This window comes from Providencia sp. NPDC089933, assembly GCF_049545585.1.
Lineage (GTDB): Bacteria > Pseudomonadota > Gammaproteobacteria > Enterobacterales > Enterobacteriaceae > Providencia > Providencia huashanensis.
Genome location: NZ_JBMWDT010000001.1, coordinates 324,162 through 341,463 on the forward strand (window position 1 = coordinate 324,162; position 17,302 = coordinate 341,463).

Here is a 17,302-nt window from a genome sequence, read left to right on the forward strand (position 1 = left end):
GTGTGGAGTAACTAGCATGAGCAGTTTAACGAATTTACGGGGTAGAACGCAAGTACGCGCATCTATCCGCGACGGTCGTTTTGTCTATGAACTAAAGGTACCAGAAGGGCGGCAAGAGACCAACTACAAGTTTGTTGAGTGGTTGGTAGATGATTTTAATGCAACTTTTGGGAGAGGGAATCGTGTCCAATGAAAAACATAAGAACCTCAATCGTTACTTTAGAGATAAGCGGGGACGCGTCGTCCATGTTGTTGAGTGGGACAAACCAAGGCAACGGGTTGTTTTCATGCTTGATGACTATGAGCACCCCTGTTTTGAGCCCCTCGAACAATTCAAGAAATATTATACAGAAGTTAAATAGGTAACAGCATGAGCGTAAAACTATCAAGTTATGTATGGGATGGCTGCGCAAGTGCAGGTTTAAAAATAACCTCTGTTGCGATAATGGCCCGTCTCGCCGACTTTTCAAATGATGATGGTGTTTGTTGGCCATCGGTACCGACAATTGCTCGTCAAATTGGGGCAGGGGAAAGTACTGTGCGCACGGCAATTAAAAATTTAGAGAAAGCGGGTTGGTTATCAAGCGAAAAGCGACGTAAAGGTAACCGCAATGCGAGCAATATCTATCAATTAAACGTTGATAAATTAGCTTCAGCGGCAATGGCTGCACTTTCTCAAGCGTCAGTTTCTGATACGTCAAATCCTGACACATCAAAATCTGTTGCATCAAAATCTGTCCCGTCAGAATTAAGCAAAAATAACCGTTTTGACCCGCCAGAATCTGGGGGCGATCCGTCAGTAACTTCAATACATGATCCATCAGTAACTAACTCTTCGTCGCAGAATTCTAACGAATCCAGCGACCAGTCAAAAATTGATTTTTTAAATCGTTACCCAGAGGCGGTGATTTACAGCACTAACTTTCAAAAATGGGGCTCAGCCAATGACCTCAAATGCGCGGAATGGTTATTTGAGCGCAAGTGCGAGGTATTCAAAGAGCTTGGCCTGAAAGAACCTAAAGCCCCAAATCTTACTGATTGGGCAAACGATGTTCGCTTGATGGTTACCGTTGATGGTCACAGTCACAAAGAAATTTGTCAGTTTTACAAGCGTATTAGCCAAGACGAGTTTTGGAAGAAAAATGTTCAGTGCCCAAGAACACTGCGTAACCAGTGGGACGACCTCACATTGCGCCTTGCTGGTGGGCAAAAAGTTAAGGTCGATGCTGTTGAGCGTGATGAAGCATTCACAAGAATTATTGGTTCCCGTTCAAAACCTCAAAATCGTATTGAGGAAATTGCAAGTGAACTGGCTGGGAAATCAGGCGTTCGTCGCATGACTGATTTTGTAGGTCGTAAGGCATGGGCAGGCATTTGGCAACAGGCAGCAGAGCAAGCAGCGAAAGAGGTGACAGCGTGATGCGTAGTGAAACTAAAACAATCTATGGCGTTGACGTGTTAGGCATGATTGCCATGTTCAAACAGCTACGTAAATGGCGCACTATTCGCAAGCTTCGTAACAGATGGAATCAATCCCGTCGTGATTTGGTTACATGCAGGAAGTTTCGCCACTTAAATCATTATGCTGACGATTTTCAAGTTCAGCAGCGTTATAAGCATATGCGCGAGTATGTTAAATCCCACCAGCAGCGAGGTACTATCTGATGAAATTAACCTACGGATCTGTCTGCTCTGGCATTGAGGCTGCAAGCATTGCTTGGGAACCATTGAACATGAAACCTGAGTGGTTTAGTGAAATAGAGCCATTCCCTTGCGCGGTATTAAATCATCACTGGCCAGAAGTTAAAAACCTTGGCGACATGACCACTATTACCGACAAATTGAAAGCGGGTGAAGTAACCGCACCAGATGTGTTGGTGGGTGGCACTCCATGCCAAGCGTTCAGCGTAGCGGGTTTACGCGGTGGCTTAAGTGATGAGCGTGGGCAATTAACTTTATCATTTGTTGAATTAGCGGATTGTATCGATGAAATCAGAAAAAACGAAGGCAAAGAGCCAGCAATCATCGTCTGGGAAAATGTCCCCGGCGTCCTCAGTAGTAAAGACAATGCCTTTGGATGCTTTCTTGCTGGACTTGCCGGGGAAAGTGAAGAACTTAAGTCAGCAGGGGGAAAATGGTCAAACGCTGGTGTTGTGTCTGGACCACAAAGAACTATTAGCTGGAGAATCCTCAATGCTCAATATTTCGGAGTGCCCCAACGACGTCGTCGTGTCTTCGTTGTCGCAACTGCTAGAAAAGACATCAGTGTCGCCGAAATATTATTTGAGCGAGAAAGCCTGTCTGGGGGTATTAAATCGTGCAGCGAAGAGAAACAAACGGTTGCCGCCCTCACTGCAAATGGCGTTGGAGCAACAGGCGCAGATGATAACCAAGCTTTAGCGGGGCATTTAATTATAGATCCAGAACTTAGCCCTACTGAAATTATTTTACTTGGTGGAGAGCACCCAAACGCAGCGATTGGTATGGGTATTAGTCCAACCCTAACATCTGCAATGGGTATGGGCGGTGGGTATATACCCATTGTAAGTAGAGCTACTGATGTAATTTCTTTCAATCCACAGGCTGGTGGAAAAACATCATCAACACTGGGTGCTAGTTCTGAAACGGTAGGTTGTTTGCAAGCCTCTCAGCAGCCTGCTATCGCATTAGCTGGTAATACAATTGGTCGCAAGCCTGAAAATGGCGGTAATGGAAATGGCTATAACGAAAGCGATATATCATACACATTAACCAAAGTAGATCGCCACGGTGTTAGTGTTAATAACATCGTACGCAGATTAACCCCCATTGAATGCGAACGCCTACAGGGCTTTCCTGATAATCACACTAAAGTATCTTTCAAAGACAAATCTATTGATGATTGCCCAGATGGTCACCGTTATCGCGCTTTGGGTAATAGCATGGCAGTACCAGTAATGCGCTGGATTGGTGAGCGTATTTGCAATGCTGTAGCGCAAGCCATTCCGCAAAGCGAGTATGTTAAAAAGCTCAATTTATTGAAGTCAAAGCCAACCCACGAACTTAAAGAGGTTGGGGATCAGTGGAGAACACCCGAGGAATTATTTTGGGGCATTAACGCTATCTATGGACCGTTTACTCTCGATCTATTCACTGATGGACAGAATAGCAAGTGCCTTCATTTCTACACCGCTGAAGATAACGCCCTCACTCAAGACTGGTCAGCGAAGTTAAAAGAAATTGGCGGTGTTGCCTTTGGTAACCCTCCGTACTCACGCAGTTCATATCATGAAAAACAGGCAATCACTGGCGTTCGTCACATTATGTCTCATGCTTCAGCGATGCGGGAGCTTGGTGGCCGTTATGTCTTTTTATTGAAAGCGGCAACGAGTGAGGTGTGGTGGCCAGAAAATGCAGATCACATCTGTTTTATCCGGGGTCGTCTTGGTTTTGACGTTCCGAAGTGGTTTATTCCCGCTGATAAAAAACAAAAACCAACTGGTGCATTCTTTGCTGGGGCAATTGTTGTATTCGATAAAACATGGACCGGAAAAGCATTTGATTACATCAGCAGAGAAGAATTAGAGCAGCGCGGTAAGGCATTTATAGAGCAAGCGCAGTGGTTAGCTAAAAAGTTAGGGGTGGCAGCATGAAACCTTTACATATTCGAATTGTTGAAGATTTAAAAACAGGAAATGAGATTACAACGAAACTAATTAATGAAGTGTATGCATCTACAAGCAATCACTCAAGCAATACGATTAATTTTTTATACAAATGCGGCGCAGTAAGAAAATCGGGCAAAAAAGACGGGAAGCACATTATTTATGTTATCAACCCAGACGCGTATGAAAAAACAACAAAAAAAGAGCTTGAAGTAGGCAAATTCAGAAAGAAAACAAACAAATATGCAAAGTGTGACGTTAAAGAGTTAATGAAAACGCATGACCCTCTGATATTAAAATTCAATGCATTGCTTGCTGGAGTGAGAGTATGAAAAACAAAATGCCGGAGCTAAAGCAATGCAAGTGTGGAAGTGAAGATCTGCATATTCAAACTCTTGAATATAGGACATGGTTTTATGTTTATTGTCATGGTTGTGGAAAAAAAAGCCCAGCAATAAACGATAGGACAGAAGCGGTGAAAATTTGGAATGAGGTGGTATCAAAATGAAATCTTCAATTACTTTAATACTGCCATTTCCACCGAGTGTAAATGCCTGCTGGCGGAACATCAACGGTAAAACGTTAATCAGTGCAAAGGGGCGGGCTTTCCGAGCAAATGCAGCCGCCGCCATCTATGAACAATTGCGCAAAAGACCGAAAGCAATCACTGAGCATGTATCTGTCATTGTGAAGATGTACCCACCCACTAAGCATAGGAGGGATATTGATAACTATCTGAAAGCACCATTTGATGCGTTAACACATGCTGGGGTTTGGAATGACGATGATCAAGTAAAGCATGCTGATATCACTTGGTGTGAAGTCGTAAAAGATGGTCGATTTGAAATTGAGATAAGACCCTTTAATGCAGAAGTGGAGAAAATATCATGAGCCACAAATGGATATTAACTCCAATTATCGTTCCTGAAATTAATGCTGTGATATTTAGACCAGGAGCAAACTTAAATGCATTCGTCGGCAGAATGTTGCTCATGACTTTACCTGAGGAGCTAAAGCATAAACCATCGGGCCTTATCTCTCTTTCTGACCAAGGCTTCAGCGACGTGATGAATGAGATTGAAGTATTAAAGCCAGTGCTAAGGCTGTCTGTAGATCCAGAGCCACCAGCAAGCTTTATGAAGAAACCAAAATTACAGCGCTGGGAAAGTGAAAAGTACCTCAGTTGGGTTAAATCTCAACCTTGCTGCATATGTAACTCAATCGCGGATGATGCACATCATCTAATAGGCCATGGTCAGGGTGGAATGGGCACTAAAGCCCATGATTTGTTCACTATTCCATTATGTCGCATTCACCACAGCGAGTTGCATAAGGATCCAAACGGATGGGAAAGGGAGCACGGAAGTCAGTTGGTTTTGTTATTTCGATTCCTAGACCGTTCAGCGGCACTGGGTGTTTTTGGTTAATGCGTTGTGCGGAACGCAGTGGAGGGTTTTATATGCCAATTTATGCGCATGACTTGGAATATTTAAGCGATATGGCATGGGTAGCTACATCAAATTTAAGAGTCGCAACTAAGGGGCAGCTTGCAGCATTTGAAGATTTTGGGCTAACAGATACTAGGACAACCCCAAGAATTAGAAAAAGGGACTTGGAATTAAATGGTCGCCTTGTTTGCCGTGATACGGATCCAGTTTATGTATTGGAAACTCGCTGTTGCCGAACTCCAAAGCCGATGATAGACCATGAAGATTTCTTACTGTGTTCATGGCGTAGGGCTATCAATGCGTTAAGTGAAGAGCAACACTCATGGATAAAGTATTGTTATGGGCATAGTTTGAAATTTGACCATCAGGTCAATATTAGCGTTTACATATGGTCTGAATTTGAAAAACAGCATAAAGGTAAGAAAATAACCAAAAAGGTCAAAGAGAGATTGAGGTCATTGGTTTGGTTATCTGTTCAGGTTTGTACTGGTCGTGATTACTTACAAACTGACCTAGCGCGGCTGGTGGGTGTTGAACGTGACAATTGGAGTAAAAATTATCAAGCATATTGGGATGACATGCTTCAAATATGTTATGAACTAGATAAATGTGCACTGCTTTCTATGGGGCGTATGCGATTTAAACAAATCAATAAAAATAGGTACCATAACTTGCAAAAGTCAACAAAATAGGCCATATTTAAGGCTAATTTGGTATGTTGCCAAAATTATATATAAAACCTCGCAATTGCGGGGTTTTTTGTTATTATCTCTTTGGTTCATATATTGTTATCAAGGAGATTTAATGGCTATCGGATCGTTATCGCGAAGTGAGTTCCTTAATCGTTTGTATCAGGTTGTTAGGCCGTCTACGCCTATTGATAGCCCTGAGTTTCTCTTTGGTCGCAATAAACAAATTAATGAAATAACGGATGCTCTAATGGCTCCGGGAAGACATTCATTTATTTATGGTAGCAGAGGAGTTGGCAAATCATCTTTAGCTCATTCTGTTGCATATCAATTACAAGAAGAAGCCGATCCTATTTTATTGAGCTGTGATTCTAAATCTACATTAGAATCTATAATTTCCGAAGCATTGCGTAGAGCTATTGATGGTCATAAAAAAAAGAGTGATTGGTCTGCAACTATTACTCTTGGTTTCGCTGGAAATGGAATAAAGTTCGAGCATAAAAACACAAAAGAAGTCACGAATATCGAAATTTACGATGTTTCTTCCGCTGTATATGCTTTACAGCACCTAGAGAGAATCCATTCAGAAGTTCCTTATATTGTTATTGATGAATTTGACCGTATAGAAGCTTCAGAAGAAAGAGAAAAGTTTGGGACCTTGCTGAAGCAGCTTGGTGATAGGCGATGCAAGGTGAAAATATTATTTACCGGCATAGCTGAGTCATTTCAGGAGGTCTTGCATGGGCACGCCTCAAGCGCTAGGCAAATACACGAGTTGAAGCTTGAGCCACTACCATGGGATGGAAGAGCTAATATAATTGAAAGAGCTTTTACTGAGTTTGGAATATTTATCCCTGAAGATCTAAAATTTAGAATTTCTGGTTTAAGTGATGGATTTCCTCATTATGTCCATATTATATGTGAAAAAATATTATTTAACATTTTTGATAGAGAAGAAGATATCAGAGAAGTTAATTATGCAATGTTTATTGAAGGATTAGATAGCGCAGTAAGGTCGGTTGAGCAAAGTCTGAAGTCATCCTATAATCAGGCCACTGAGGCTAGAGATGCCCAGTATGCATATGTACTGTGGGCTGTTGCTGACTCTGCAGATCTACAAAGGAAAAAAGGTGACGTTTGGCAGTCATATCAAGATGTGTGTCAGCAATTAAAAATTAGTCCTTTGACTGACTCTGCATTCAGCAGAATACTTTCTTATTTAAAAAAGGATGAATATGGAAGCGTTGTAATTCCAGCTTTCGCTGGTAAGAGGAAGGGCTGGTACCGCTTTAATGAAAATATGCTGAGAGGTTATGTTCGTATGCATGCTGAAGTTAGAGGGATTAAGTTAGACTTCCAGAAGAATTTTACTAGCAATGAGCCAACTGCGAATTCAAGGACCAACACTAGATTTAGTAAAAGTTTTTCTCAGGTTGAAGCTGAAGTGGATTATCAACAAAGGCAAGAAAAAGAGCTTCTAAAAGAACTGTCAAAAGAATACGCGAAAAGAAATCGCTGATACGATAAGAGTTACTACGTTATCACTTAGCTCATAAAATGAAACCTCGCCATTTGTGCGGGGTTTTTATTTGGATACCTTAGTTGTTTCGTTTAGAATCAGAAAATTGATTCATAACTTGGCATGATTTAAGGGATCCAATGACTAATGAAGCTGAAAGTCTAAGAACTAATTCTTTAAGAAATATTTCAAGAGCATTATCGCGTGAAGGGGCAGTTAATGAACTATTTCCAGCAATAAAAAATCAAAGTTTAAAAAAAGATGAAGTTGATTTTTTATTGGATTTTTTTGAAATAATTAAAGACTCTTTTGAATTATTCGTTAATAATGAAAGTAAAATTTATGAGGTTTGTATTATTTCAAATAAAGAAGACTTACTTATTAGGTCTAACACTAGAATGGAAATTTTATTTTCTTTTGTGGTGATTTTAAGGTATTTCATTGAATATTTAACAGTTCAACCTAATGGGTTTTATTATAATCTTTTTATTAGAAGTGTTTATTTTATAAAAAGTAATGAAGAAAAATTTCATTTGCTAGATGATGATTTTGTAAAACAACTTAAATATTCTGCATACGAATATAAAAACCATGTATTTAGCATGTCAATATATGATTTAAAAAATAAAATTGAGCAATTTAATGATGTAAGGGCTGAATTTCATAAAATAGAAGACAACATTACAGAAAAGCATCAGGAATGCATAATAGCTGAAAGTAAGGTTGCGGATTATAAATCTGAAATTGATAGTTTTTATAAAGAAAAATCAAAAAAAATACATGATGATTTAGAGATAAAAGAAAATAAAATTATAGAGCTGAAAAACTATTTGGAAAATCTGGGGGTGAAGTATAATTTTGCTGGATTAACAAAGGGATATTCTGATTTCTATATTGCGAAAAACAGAGAAAGATGGATTTCTTTATTTGTTCTTATTTTGCTAGCATTTTTATCTTTAGTGCCCCTAAGTTTTAAGTTAATTAATGAAACTGCAATTAAAGCATCTGATGTTAATGTGGTTCATTATTTAGGGTTTACGGCATTAACTATTATAGTTCTTTATTTTTTTAGAGTCTCACTTTTAAATTATAACTCAATTAAAGCTGAGCTTACTCAAATAAAGCTTAGAATGAATTTATGCATGTTTATTGATAATTATTCTGATTTCTCTAAGAGCAAGGATAATAGAGAGGCGCTAGAAAAATTTGAGAATATTATATTCTCAAATATACAGCCTAATGAAAATAATATACCATCAACATTTGATGGGCTTGAGCAGCTTGCATCAGTTATAGAATCAATTACTAAACGCAATAAATAAAATTTTCGTAAAATGAAAAATAATAGGTCACTCAGGTGGCCTTTTTTATTGTCTAATTTCAATTGAATTCATTAACCTTCACTAGCTTTTATTGCTGGTGGACTTCTATTAAATCAAGAGAAAAAATCATTTATGAGCACATCAATAGGGATAACCCTCGGTGCTGCTGGCGGTGGCGCGATGGGCGGTTTCCTTATTGGTGCCGACTATGGTGTTGTGCTAGGGGCAGTTATTGGCGCTTCAGTTTCCGTCATTGCATCCAAAGATAATAACCGACGAAAGATATTCCATTTTATTTTGGCGCTAGGTGCGGGGATCCTCATTGCTAAAGAGGCTTCTGAGTTTATTGCTCAAGTCTGGTCATGGGAAATTAGCCCTAAGATTACAGCCATTATTATTTCGGCATTATTAATCCCCGTTCTGGTGCTTGCTGCAAACAAAGACAACCTTAGAAAGTTGTTTAGTCGTATTGCAGCATCAATAGACCGAAACTTTAGCAGTATCGTACAAGCTATTAAAGATTGGCGAAATAAAGGGGGTAACTGATGGAAACCTTCTTAACTATCTTCACGGATTTAACCCACTGGGTGGAGGTTCACCCGTTGGATGCTGCTGATATTTCGTTCATGCTTGTTTCAGCCGCGACTGTATTTCTTTGTCGTTATGAGAAGCGAAGAGATTCTGTGGTAGGCACTATTTTAATTATTTGTTGGGTTTACCAGATATGGGAAACATTAGGTGGTGAACGAGTGTCAGCACCATCTGATGTTGTTTTTGATGGTGTCTTTTTCCTCGTTATCTTTTCCGCTGGTGGCAACATCATGTCAATTGTTGTCATTAGTAAGTTAATGTCCCGAATCAAATCAATCTGGCTGCTAATTAAGCGGCCTTTTACTTTTATGGTGAAAAAATGACAGATCCAAAATGGTTAATTGAGGCTAAAAAAGAAATCGGTGTGTCTGAGCATACCGATTCAGGCTCGAAAGCTGTAGATCAGATGTGGATTGATAGTAAGTTGCGTGGCTTAGTTGGTACCGCCAAAGATGTTCCTTGGTGTGCTGGCTATGCTAATGCAATGCTAGAACGAGCTGGTATCCGCTCACCTCGTTCAGACTCTTCACAATCTTATCTAACATTTGGTATTAAGCTGAATGAACCAAAATACGGTTGTATTTGTGTTGGCAAGCGTACTGGCGGTGGGCATGTTGGTTTTGTTGTTGGTAAGGATAAATCTGGCAATCCATTGTTGCTGGGCGGTAATCAATCAGATGCAGTTAATATCAAAGCATTCCCAAAAGAGCGTGTTCTTTCGTACCGCTGGCCAGATGGGGTGGAAATTGATAACCGACCTCTGCCAATCGGTGACGCTGCACTGTCAGTGAAAGAGTCGTGATATGGGTTCGCTAACTAAAGCATTAATGGCCGCTTGTGTCATTTTGCTATTTTGGCTCTGGTGGGTTGCTGATGACTTTGACAAGTTGAATGATAAACACACTAAGTTAGAAAGTAGTTTCTCTAAGTTAAATAGTGATTTCAATGAGCAGGTTGCTATTAATGAAGACTACGAAAAGCGCATTAACTCCCTTCACGAACTCGACACCAAACACACAACGGAACTCACAAATGCAAAAGCTGAAATTGACCAGTTGCGTATTGATGTTATCAATGGCACTAAGCGCCTGCGGATCAAAGCCGACTGTCCAAAGCCCGAAAACGGTTCCACCTCCAGCGTGGATGCTAGCAGATCCGCCACCTTGGCGAGAGACTCTGAACAAGATTATTTCGATCTCCTTAAACAGCTTGAAACACTCGAAAAGCAATACCTCGGCTTGAGAGATTGGTACTTTGCGGAGTGTAAACGCTAATGGATAATCAAATGGTTGAACTTAATCGGTTAGTTGATGCAGTGCCCGGGTATAGAGATAGAGTTGATGCAGCTGAAAAGAAGCTCAGGGAAGTTATTAACTCAGATTATGAGGCTGGCATAGTCGCATTCACAAACATAGCCGAAGATATTCTTCAAAAGGCCTCTAATTAGTTAGGGGCCTCTTCATTTATGGAGACAGTCATGTCAGATAAAAAAGAAATAGCCACCCTATCTATAAAGATATCAGTCGATAGCACTGACTTAGATAAATTGGAAGCACAACTAAAGCGCATTGAAGGGCTGATGGTTAGCACTGGGCTGAAGGAGCCAACAAGTGTTGGATTTAGCGCTGATAAGTTCTTTATTACAAGTGGTCAGGTATTTATTAAAACAAATGCAATTAAAGAAGCGGCACTTAAGGTGGTCACTGCTGAGTATGCAGAAAGCGGTCCTTTAAAGAATGTAATTAAAACAGAAACAGAAGACCAGCGTCGTATCAAGGCACTGGAGACCTCACTTAGCTCATTAGGTTCATCCATTGCATCAATAAACCAGGCTATGGCGAATTCAGATGAAGCACTTGCAACCTCTCTAGGGCATATTCGTTCGGATATTCAATCAGCTAAGTCTGGGTGGTCATTATGAGTAACTCACAGCAAAGACGACCAGTTTATAACTATGAATCGAAGGGACTCAATGAAGCACTCAAGCTCATCGTTCTTCATTTAATAAAGAACGCAATCACAATGCTTGATGATAAAGAGCTTCCGCCCGAAGTGGAAAAGAAAAGAGCAACTATTGATTCTGAGATAAAAGAACAGCAGATGATAGTTGATGATCTGTTAAATAAATCACAAGTTACAGTAGGAGTCGCCCATGCCACCGCGTATCCCTCGTGCTTGCCGAAAGCGTGGATGCAACAAGACAACATCTGACCGGAGCGGATATTGTCAAGACCACATGAATACAGGATGGGAGAACCACCAGCTGGGCAAGAGCCGACATGAAAGAGGTTACGGCTCTAAGTGGGATAAGATACGACCTAGAATCCTTCAGCGTGATAAGTATTTGTGCCAGAACTGCCTGCCTCGAGCTGTAGAAGCCAAGACTGTTGACCACATCATACCCAAAGCGCATGGAGGAACTGATGATGATAGCAACCTGCAATCATTGTGTTGGCCGTGTCATAAAAGAAAGACAGCAACAGAACGATTACGCAAGTGACAACCATCTACAGTGGGGGGGCGGGTCAAATCTCTACCCCTCTCACCTTCTAGGACTGCCGCTTCAGGTAAATTTTTACGGACGCGAATTAAGGATTATTTTTTTCGAAACTTTTTAACATTTTTTAGGAGGCTAAATGGCAACTGGTATCCGTGCCTCGGGTGGCGGTCGACGCAAAAATTTACCTGCTAAAAACGGAAAAAGCAGTATTACTCGAATCGCTCCACCCGATGAATTGATGGGTGATGCGGCAATAAAATTGTGGAAAACACAAAGTAAGATTTTAATCGATCGCGGCACGTTCGAACTTGAAGATGCCCCATTACTTGTTGCTTATTGTAACGCTTTTCAACTAATGCTTACGGCTGAACAGGTTATTTTAAAGCACGCCAAAATGGACTTGGAAAGTGGTGGTATTACTGAAATGAGCGGATCTGGTGGGCTTAAAAAGCACCCAGCTGTTGCTGTTCGAAATGACAGCGTTTCGCAAATAGCACGATTGGGATCATTGCTCGGCCTAGACCCGTTGAGTCGAATGAGAAGCACTGGCGCAAAAGAGAAAGATGATGATGGAAACGAATTCGATGAGTTTTAATTATGGCTACTTATCCGAGCGTCAACGCGGCAAATCAATATGCTAGAGATATTGTTAGCGGAAAAATTCCATCATGTATCTATGTCAAACAGTCATGTCAACGGCATTTAGACGACCTCCAGAAAGCGAAAGATAAAAACTGGCCATATCGATTTGATAAAGATAAGGCTGAGAGGTTTTGTCGTTTTGCTCAGCTTATGCCGCACACAAAAGGTGATTGGGCAAAGCGAAAGCTACGGATCACACTGGAGCCATGGCAGCTATTTATTTTCTGTGTGGTTTTTGGTTGGGTAAAAAAGAAATGTGGCAATCGTCGATTTACAGAAATGTATGTCGAAGTACCTCGTAAAAATGGTAAATCACTCATTGCGGCTGCGGTCGGTAATTATATGTTTTGTGCTGATGGTGAGTACGGCGCTGAGGTGTATTGCGGTGCAACCACCGAAAAGCAAGCATGGAAAGTCTTTGAACCTGCTTTAGCGATGGTCAAAAAGCTTCCATCATTAAGAAAACGCTTTCAAATCAAGCCATGGGCAGAAAAAATGACCCGCCCAGATGGTTCTGTATTTGCGCCCTTAATTGGTGATCCTGGTGATGGTGATAACCCAACGTGCGCGATTATTGACGAGTATCACGAGCATTCAACGGATGCGCTGTATACGACAATGACAACGGGTATGGGCGCGCGTGAGCAACCGCTTACACTGATTATCACGACAGCAGGTTTTGATATTCAAAGCCCTTGTTATGATAAACGCAGCCAAGTAACTGAAATTCTTGAGGGGATTCGTACTGGTGGGGCTAACGATCAAATCTTTGGCATCATCTACACGATAGATAAAGAGGATGACTGGAAAGCACCTGAAGCAGTCATTAAATCGAATCCTAACTGTGGCGTCTCTGTCAAATATGACTACCTGTTAGCAAAGCAAGAGCTAGGGATAACAACCCCCAGACAGACCAATCAAATCAAAACGAAGCATTTCAATATTTGGGTAACCGCTAAATCAGCGTTCTATAACATGGACCACTGGCGAAAAGCGGAGGACAAGAGCCTAAAAATTGAAGATTTCTACGGCGAGGATGTTTATTTAGGGATCGACTTAGCGACAAAGCTAGATTTGAACTGTGTCGCACCAATCTTTAAGCGCGAAATTAACGGTAAAAAGCATTATTTTTCAGTGTCACCATTATTTTTTGCACCTGAAGATACTATTTATTCAACGGATACTGACAAATTACGAACAGCTGAACGCTATCAAAGCTTTGTCAATCAAGGTGCTCTCATTCCGAGCGATGGCGCAGAAGTTGATTATCGGCTCATTGAGGACTCAATTTTAAAATTGAGAGCGCATTTCAACATCGTTTCAAGTCCTATCGACCCCTCGGGTGCTATTGCGCTTTCGCATCGATTGCAGGATGAAGGGCTGGAGCCTATTTCGATTACGCAAAACTACACAAATATGAGTGATCCCATGAAAGAGATTGAAGCCGCACTTGCTGCAGGTCGATTCCATCATGATGGAAATCCTATCATGACATGGTGCTTTCAAAATGTGGTTGGTAAATATTTGCCGGGTAGCGATGATGTCGTTAGGCCAACCAAAGATGGCAATGAAAATAAAATTGATGGTGCGGTTTCGACAATGATGGCAGTCGGAAGAGCGATGCTGCATGAAGATAGCGATTTCCTTTCCTCACTCAACCCAGACGAAGATTTACTATTCCTATGAAAAATTTATTTCTCGATATCACTGCCTTAGTCGGTTTTGGGGCGGTGATGGCAGGCTGTTATCTAAACTATGGGCTCCCCAATACATTGATGATCGGCGGTTCAACGCTGGTGGTTTATGCATTAGTGGCGGCAATGAGGGGGAAACGTGCTTCTTAATGCGCTTTTTCGTGATGATGAACTAACGAATATTGAAAATCCCTCGGTACCGATTACGGCCGACTCTATCGATACTGACGGTATATTTACGGCAGATGTGCATGTAAGCCCTGAAACATCGATGAAATTAGGGGCTGTTTACGCTTGTATTTCCGTGCTTTCTTCCTCAATTGCTCAAATGCCACTACACGTGATGCGCAAATCAGGCAATAAAGTCGAAACGGCACGTGATCATCCACTATTTTACTTGGTTCATGATGAGCCAAACGAATGGCAAACTAGCTATAAATGGCGTGAAACAAAGCATCGTCACATTTTAGGCTGGGGGAATGGCTACACACAGGTTGTCCGTAACCGTAAAGGCGAGGTCACTAACCTTGAAGCGTGTATGCCTTGGGAAACCACATTGCTCAATACAGGAGGGCGCTATACCTACGGTGTTTATAATGAACTTGGTAATTTTGCAATCAGTCCAGACGATATGATCCATATTCGTGCCTTGGGTAACAACCAGCGCATGGGGTTAAGTCCTATTGCTCAGCATGCAGAAACCATTGGTATGGGTATGAGTGGTCAGAAATATACCAGTTCGTTTTTTGGTGGGAATGCCAGACCCGCAGGGATTTTATCGGTTAAAGGCGAACTAAATAAAGATGGCTGGGCACGGATAAAAGATATGTGGCAAAAGGCAAGTGCTGCCCTCCGTAGTCAGGAGAACAAAACGATGCTCATTCCTGCAGATCTTGACTATAAAGCATTAACAGTTTCTCCTGTTGATGCTCAACTCATTGATATGCTGAAACTCAATCGTTCAATGATAGCCGGTATCTTTAATGTGCCCGCTCATATGATAAATGACCTTGAAAAAGCCACTTTCTCTAACATTTCAGAGCAAGCGATTCAGTTTGTTCGGCATTCAATCATGCCATGGACAGTGAACTGGGAGCAGGAATTAAACCGACGTTTATTTACACGACAAGAGCGCCGTGCAGGTTTCTATGTTCGATTTAATCTTGCGGGTTTATTGCGTGGTACTGCAAAGGAGCGTGCTGAGTTTTATCACTACGGTATTACTGATGGTTGGATGAGCCGAAATGAAGTGCGTGCTTTCGAAGATATGAACCCCGTTGATGGGCTGGACGAAATGTTAGTCAGCGTTAACGCTGCTCAGCCTGTGGGTAGTCAGACAGAAAAACCCAAAGGAGATAATGATGAGCAGTAATCAAGAAACACGCTGCTATGTAGGCGAAGTTAGAGCAGAACCAGGAGAGGATAATAAACCCACCCATATCATCGGGTTGGGCTCTGTTTTCGATTCACGTTCTGAATTGATGTACGGGTTTAAAGAAATTATTAAGCCGGGCGCTTTCGACGATGTACTTAAAGATGATGTTCGTGGGTTATTCAATCATGATCCTAACTATATTTTAGGGAGAACCTCTGCAGGTACGCTTTCGTTAAGCGTCAGTGAACGTGGTTTGGTCTATGACATTACTGCGCCTGACACTCAAACTATCCGTGATTTAGTACTCGCTCCCATGCAGCGAGGTGATATCAATCAAAGCTCATTTGCTTTTAGAGTCGCTCGCGATGGCGAGGATTGGTACCAAGATGATGAGGGGGTAATTATTCGTGAAATTCACAAGGTTTCCCGTTTATTTGATGTTAGCCCCGTAACGTATCCCGCCTATCAAGATGCAGGTGCCGCAGTCCGCTCGATGGAAGCTTGGAAAGAAGCCCGTAACAGTGGTGACCTGCAAAAAGCCATCAATCAGAAATTAGCGCGTGAGCGCCTTTTAACTTTACTCAATGCATAAGGTAATACTATGACTATGAAGCTTCATGAATTAAAACAAAAACGTAACACTATCGCGACAGAAATGCGTGCAATCCATGAAAAAGTGGGTGAAGGCATGATGACGGAAGAGCAACGTACTGAATGGAACAAGGCTAATACTGAGCTGGAAAAATTGGATGAGCAGATTAAGCGCGAAGAGCAACTTCGTTCGTTAGACCAGGAGTTTGTTGATGATAATGAGCAAGAACGGCGCAACAACTCCGAAAATGACCCAGAGGCTGCAAAAGCTGAATGCCGCAACTTGGCTTTTGATCGCTTTGTACGCAGTGGTTTTGGTGAGCTGTCGGCAGAGGAAAAGCAAGCCCTGAAAGAGCTTCGTGCTCAAGGTACATCTCCTGATGAAAAAGGGGGGTACACAGTACCAACTCAAATGCTGAATAAAATTATTGACCAGATGAAAGCGTACGGTGGTATTGCGAGTGTCGCTCAAATCTTAAATACCTCAAATGGTCAAGATATTACATGGTCCACTTCGGATGGTACTGAGGAAGAAGGGGAGTTATTAGGCGAAAACACGGCGGCTAGTGAGCAAGATGTTGAGTTTGGCACCGCCATTTTGGGGGCGAAAAAGCTTTCGTCTAAAATTATTCGTGTTTCAAATGAGCTTCTTCAAGATAGCGGTGTAAGCATTGAAGCTTACTTAGGCAGTCGTATCGCTCAGCGTATTGGTCGTGGTGAAGCTAAATATTTAGTCAAAGGTACTGGTGCGGGAACCCCGTTACAACCTAAAGGTCTGGATGCTTCCGTCACTGGCACGGTTGAGGCATCAGCAGCATTTGGCTGGAAAGACATCAACGCGTTAGCTCATAAGCTTGATCCCGCCTACCGTAACGGGCCTAAGTTCCGTTTAGCGTTCAACGATGACACATTAAAAAACCTGAAAGAAATGGAGGATGCGCAAAAGCGCCCACTTTGGTTGCCATCGATTGCCGGTGTTGCTCCTTCGACCATCTTAGGTATGCAATATGTGGTTGATCAGGCCATTGATAAAATGGAAGCGGGTAAAAAATTCATCTTCTGTGGTGATTTTGACCGCTTTATTGTCCGTCGTGTTACCTATATGACATTAAAGCGCTTAGTTGAGCGTTACGCTGAATTCGACCAAACAGCGTTCTTAGCTTTCCACCGCTTTGACTGCGTACTTGAAGATACCTCAGCAATTAAAGCGTTAGTCGGTAAAGCTGCAACAAAATAGTTTTTAGGTTGTATTTAGTCAGCCGAGTGCCGCTTAATTGCGGTTTTTTT

General features: G+C 41.6%; 26 protein-coding genes. All 26 read left to right on the forward strand.

Annotation, left to right across the window (positions count from 1 at the left end):
* The first annotated feature begins 16 nt into the window (after nucleotides 1–16).
* Nucleotides 17–193, forward strand: a complete 177-nt coding sequence (locus tag ACPEH5_RS01660; protein ID WP_168222832.1) for a hypothetical protein — start codon at nucleotides 17–19, stop codon at nucleotides 191–193.
* Nucleotides 159–362, forward strand: coding sequence for a DUF4222 domain-containing protein (locus ACPEH5_RS01665; RefSeq protein ID WP_102140692.1), 204 nt, complete (start codon nucleotides 159–161; stop codon nucleotides 360–362). Before ACPEH5_RS01660 ends, ACPEH5_RS01665 begins: the two co-directional genes overlap by 35 nt.
* Nucleotides 363–370: 8 nt before the next feature.
* Nucleotides 371–1,420, forward strand: coding sequence for a helix-turn-helix domain-containing protein (locus ACPEH5_RS01670; protein ID WP_281111322.1), 1,050 nt, complete (start codon nucleotides 371–373; stop codon nucleotides 1,418–1,420).
* Nucleotides 1,420–1,665, forward strand: a complete 246-nt coding sequence (locus ACPEH5_RS01675) for a hypothetical protein (RefSeq protein WP_281111323.1) — start codon at nucleotides 1,420–1,422, stop codon at nucleotides 1,663–1,665. The genes ACPEH5_RS01670 and ACPEH5_RS01675 overlap by 1 nt, the downstream gene beginning before the upstream one ends.
* A complete protein-coding gene (locus tag ACPEH5_RS01680; protein WP_423727019.1) occupies nucleotides 1,662–3,632 on the forward strand; it encodes a phage N-6-adenine-methyltransferase in 1,971 nt (656 codons plus the stop codon). The genes ACPEH5_RS01675 and ACPEH5_RS01680 overlap by 4 nt, the downstream gene beginning before the upstream one ends.
* Entirely contained in the window at nucleotides 3,629–3,976 is a 348-nt protein-coding gene (locus tag ACPEH5_RS01685) for a hypothetical protein (RefSeq protein ID WP_281111325.1), read from the forward strand. Before ACPEH5_RS01680 ends, ACPEH5_RS01685 begins: the two co-directional genes overlap by 4 nt.
* On the forward strand, nucleotides 3,973–4,152 hold the full coding sequence (locus ACPEH5_RS01690) for a hypothetical protein (RefSeq protein WP_281111326.1): 180 nt from the start codon (nucleotides 3,973–3,975) through the stop codon (nucleotides 4,150–4,152). The genes ACPEH5_RS01685 and ACPEH5_RS01690 overlap by 4 nt, the downstream gene beginning before the upstream one ends.
* On the forward strand, nucleotides 4,149–4,535 hold the full coding sequence (locus ACPEH5_RS01695) for a RusA family crossover junction endodeoxyribonuclease (RefSeq protein WP_281111327.1): 387 nt from the start codon (nucleotides 4,149–4,151) through the stop codon (nucleotides 4,533–4,535). Before ACPEH5_RS01690 ends, ACPEH5_RS01695 begins: the two co-directional genes overlap by 4 nt.
* Nucleotides 4,532–5,071, forward strand: coding sequence for a DUF968 domain-containing protein (locus tag ACPEH5_RS01700; protein ID WP_423727012.1), 540 nt, complete (start codon nucleotides 4,532–4,534; stop codon nucleotides 5,069–5,071). Before ACPEH5_RS01695 ends, ACPEH5_RS01700 begins: the two co-directional genes overlap by 4 nt.
* 32 nt (nucleotides 5,072–5,103) lie before the next feature.
* Nucleotides 5,104–5,784, forward strand: coding sequence for a bacteriophage antitermination protein Q (locus tag ACPEH5_RS01705; RefSeq protein ID WP_209102189.1), 681 nt, complete (start codon nucleotides 5,104–5,106; stop codon nucleotides 5,782–5,784).
* Nucleotides 5,785–5,896: 112 nt separating this feature from the next.
* A complete protein-coding gene (locus ACPEH5_RS01710; protein WP_147675572.1) occupies nucleotides 5,897–7,300 on the forward strand; it encodes an AAA family ATPase in 1,404 nt (467 codons plus the stop codon).
* A gap of 140 nt (nucleotides 7,301–7,440) precedes the next feature.
* Nucleotides 7,441–8,622 (forward strand): hypothetical protein, encoded by a 1,182-nt coding sequence (locus ACPEH5_RS01715; protein WP_281111328.1) that lies wholly within the window; start codon nucleotides 7,441–7,443, stop codon nucleotides 8,620–8,622.
* Nucleotides 8,623–8,754: 132 nt separating this feature from the next.
* A complete protein-coding gene (locus tag ACPEH5_RS01720; protein ID WP_147675574.1) occupies nucleotides 8,755–9,168 on the forward strand; it encodes a putative holin in 414 nt (137 codons plus the stop codon).
* Nucleotides 9,168–9,536: a hypothetical protein gene (locus tag ACPEH5_RS01725; protein WP_196724991.1), complete on the forward strand. Its 369-nt coding sequence runs from the start codon at nucleotides 9,168–9,170 to the stop codon at nucleotides 9,534–9,536. The genes ACPEH5_RS01720 and ACPEH5_RS01725 overlap by 1 nt, the downstream gene beginning before the upstream one ends.
* Nucleotides 9,533–10,015, forward strand: coding sequence for a TIGR02594 family protein (locus ACPEH5_RS01730; RefSeq protein ID WP_196725105.1), 483 nt, complete (start codon nucleotides 9,533–9,535; stop codon nucleotides 10,013–10,015). The genes ACPEH5_RS01725 and ACPEH5_RS01730 overlap by 4 nt, the downstream gene beginning before the upstream one ends.
* Nucleotide 10,016: 1 nt before the next feature.
* Nucleotides 10,017–10,487, forward strand: coding sequence for a lysis protein (locus ACPEH5_RS01735; RefSeq protein WP_272536959.1), 471 nt, complete (start codon nucleotides 10,017–10,019; stop codon nucleotides 10,485–10,487).
* Between the two features lie 11 nt (nucleotides 10,488–10,498).
* Nucleotides 10,499–10,660, forward strand: a complete 162-nt coding sequence (locus ACPEH5_RS01740; protein ID WP_164565499.1) for a hypothetical protein — start codon at nucleotides 10,499–10,501, stop codon at nucleotides 10,658–10,660.
* A gap of 18 nt (nucleotides 10,661–10,678) precedes the next feature.
* Nucleotides 10,679–11,134, forward strand: a complete 456-nt coding sequence (locus tag ACPEH5_RS01745; RefSeq protein WP_281111329.1) for a hypothetical protein — start codon at nucleotides 10,679–10,681, stop codon at nucleotides 11,132–11,134.
* Nucleotides 11,131–11,424, forward strand: coding sequence for a hypothetical protein (locus ACPEH5_RS01750; RefSeq protein ID WP_281111330.1), 294 nt, complete (start codon nucleotides 11,131–11,133; stop codon nucleotides 11,422–11,424). Before ACPEH5_RS01745 ends, ACPEH5_RS01750 begins: the two co-directional genes overlap by 4 nt.
* Nucleotides 11,366–11,713 carry an HNH endonuclease gene (locus ACPEH5_RS01755; RefSeq protein WP_281111331.1) on the forward strand — a complete coding sequence of 116 codons (348 nt, stop codon included), beginning with the start codon at nucleotides 11,366–11,368 and terminating at the stop codon, nucleotides 11,711–11,713. Before ACPEH5_RS01750 ends, ACPEH5_RS01755 begins: the two co-directional genes overlap by 59 nt.
* A 136-nt stretch (nucleotides 11,714–11,849) precedes the next feature.
* Entirely contained in the window at nucleotides 11,850–12,308 is a 459-nt protein-coding gene (locus ACPEH5_RS01760; RefSeq protein WP_117162334.1) for a phage terminase small subunit P27 family, read from the forward strand.
* A 2-nt stretch (nucleotides 12,309–12,310) separates the two neighbouring features.
* A complete protein-coding gene (locus tag ACPEH5_RS01765) occupies nucleotides 12,311–14,041 on the forward strand; it encodes a terminase large subunit (protein WP_231068032.1) in 1,731 nt (576 codons plus the stop codon).
* Nucleotides 14,038–14,199 (forward strand): hypothetical protein, encoded by a 162-nt coding sequence (locus ACPEH5_RS01770; RefSeq protein WP_004911622.1) that lies wholly within the window; start codon nucleotides 14,038–14,040, stop codon nucleotides 14,197–14,199. The genes ACPEH5_RS01765 and ACPEH5_RS01770 overlap by 4 nt, the downstream gene beginning before the upstream one ends.
* Nucleotides 14,189–15,421 carry a phage portal protein gene (locus ACPEH5_RS01775; protein WP_004911621.1) on the forward strand — a complete coding sequence of 411 codons (1,233 nt, stop codon included), beginning with the start codon at nucleotides 14,189–14,191 and terminating at the stop codon, nucleotides 15,419–15,421. The genes ACPEH5_RS01770 and ACPEH5_RS01775 overlap by 11 nt, the downstream gene beginning before the upstream one ends.
* Nucleotides 15,411–16,016, forward strand: coding sequence for an HK97 family phage prohead protease (locus ACPEH5_RS01780; protein WP_004911618.1), 606 nt, complete (start codon nucleotides 15,411–15,413; stop codon nucleotides 16,014–16,016). The genes ACPEH5_RS01775 and ACPEH5_RS01780 overlap by 11 nt, the downstream gene beginning before the upstream one ends.
* Before the next feature lie 15 nt (nucleotides 16,017–16,031).
* Entirely contained in the window at nucleotides 16,032–17,252 is a 1,221-nt protein-coding gene (locus ACPEH5_RS01785; RefSeq protein WP_423727020.1) for a phage major capsid protein, read from the forward strand.
* Nucleotides 17,253–17,302 lie beyond the last annotated feature (50 nt).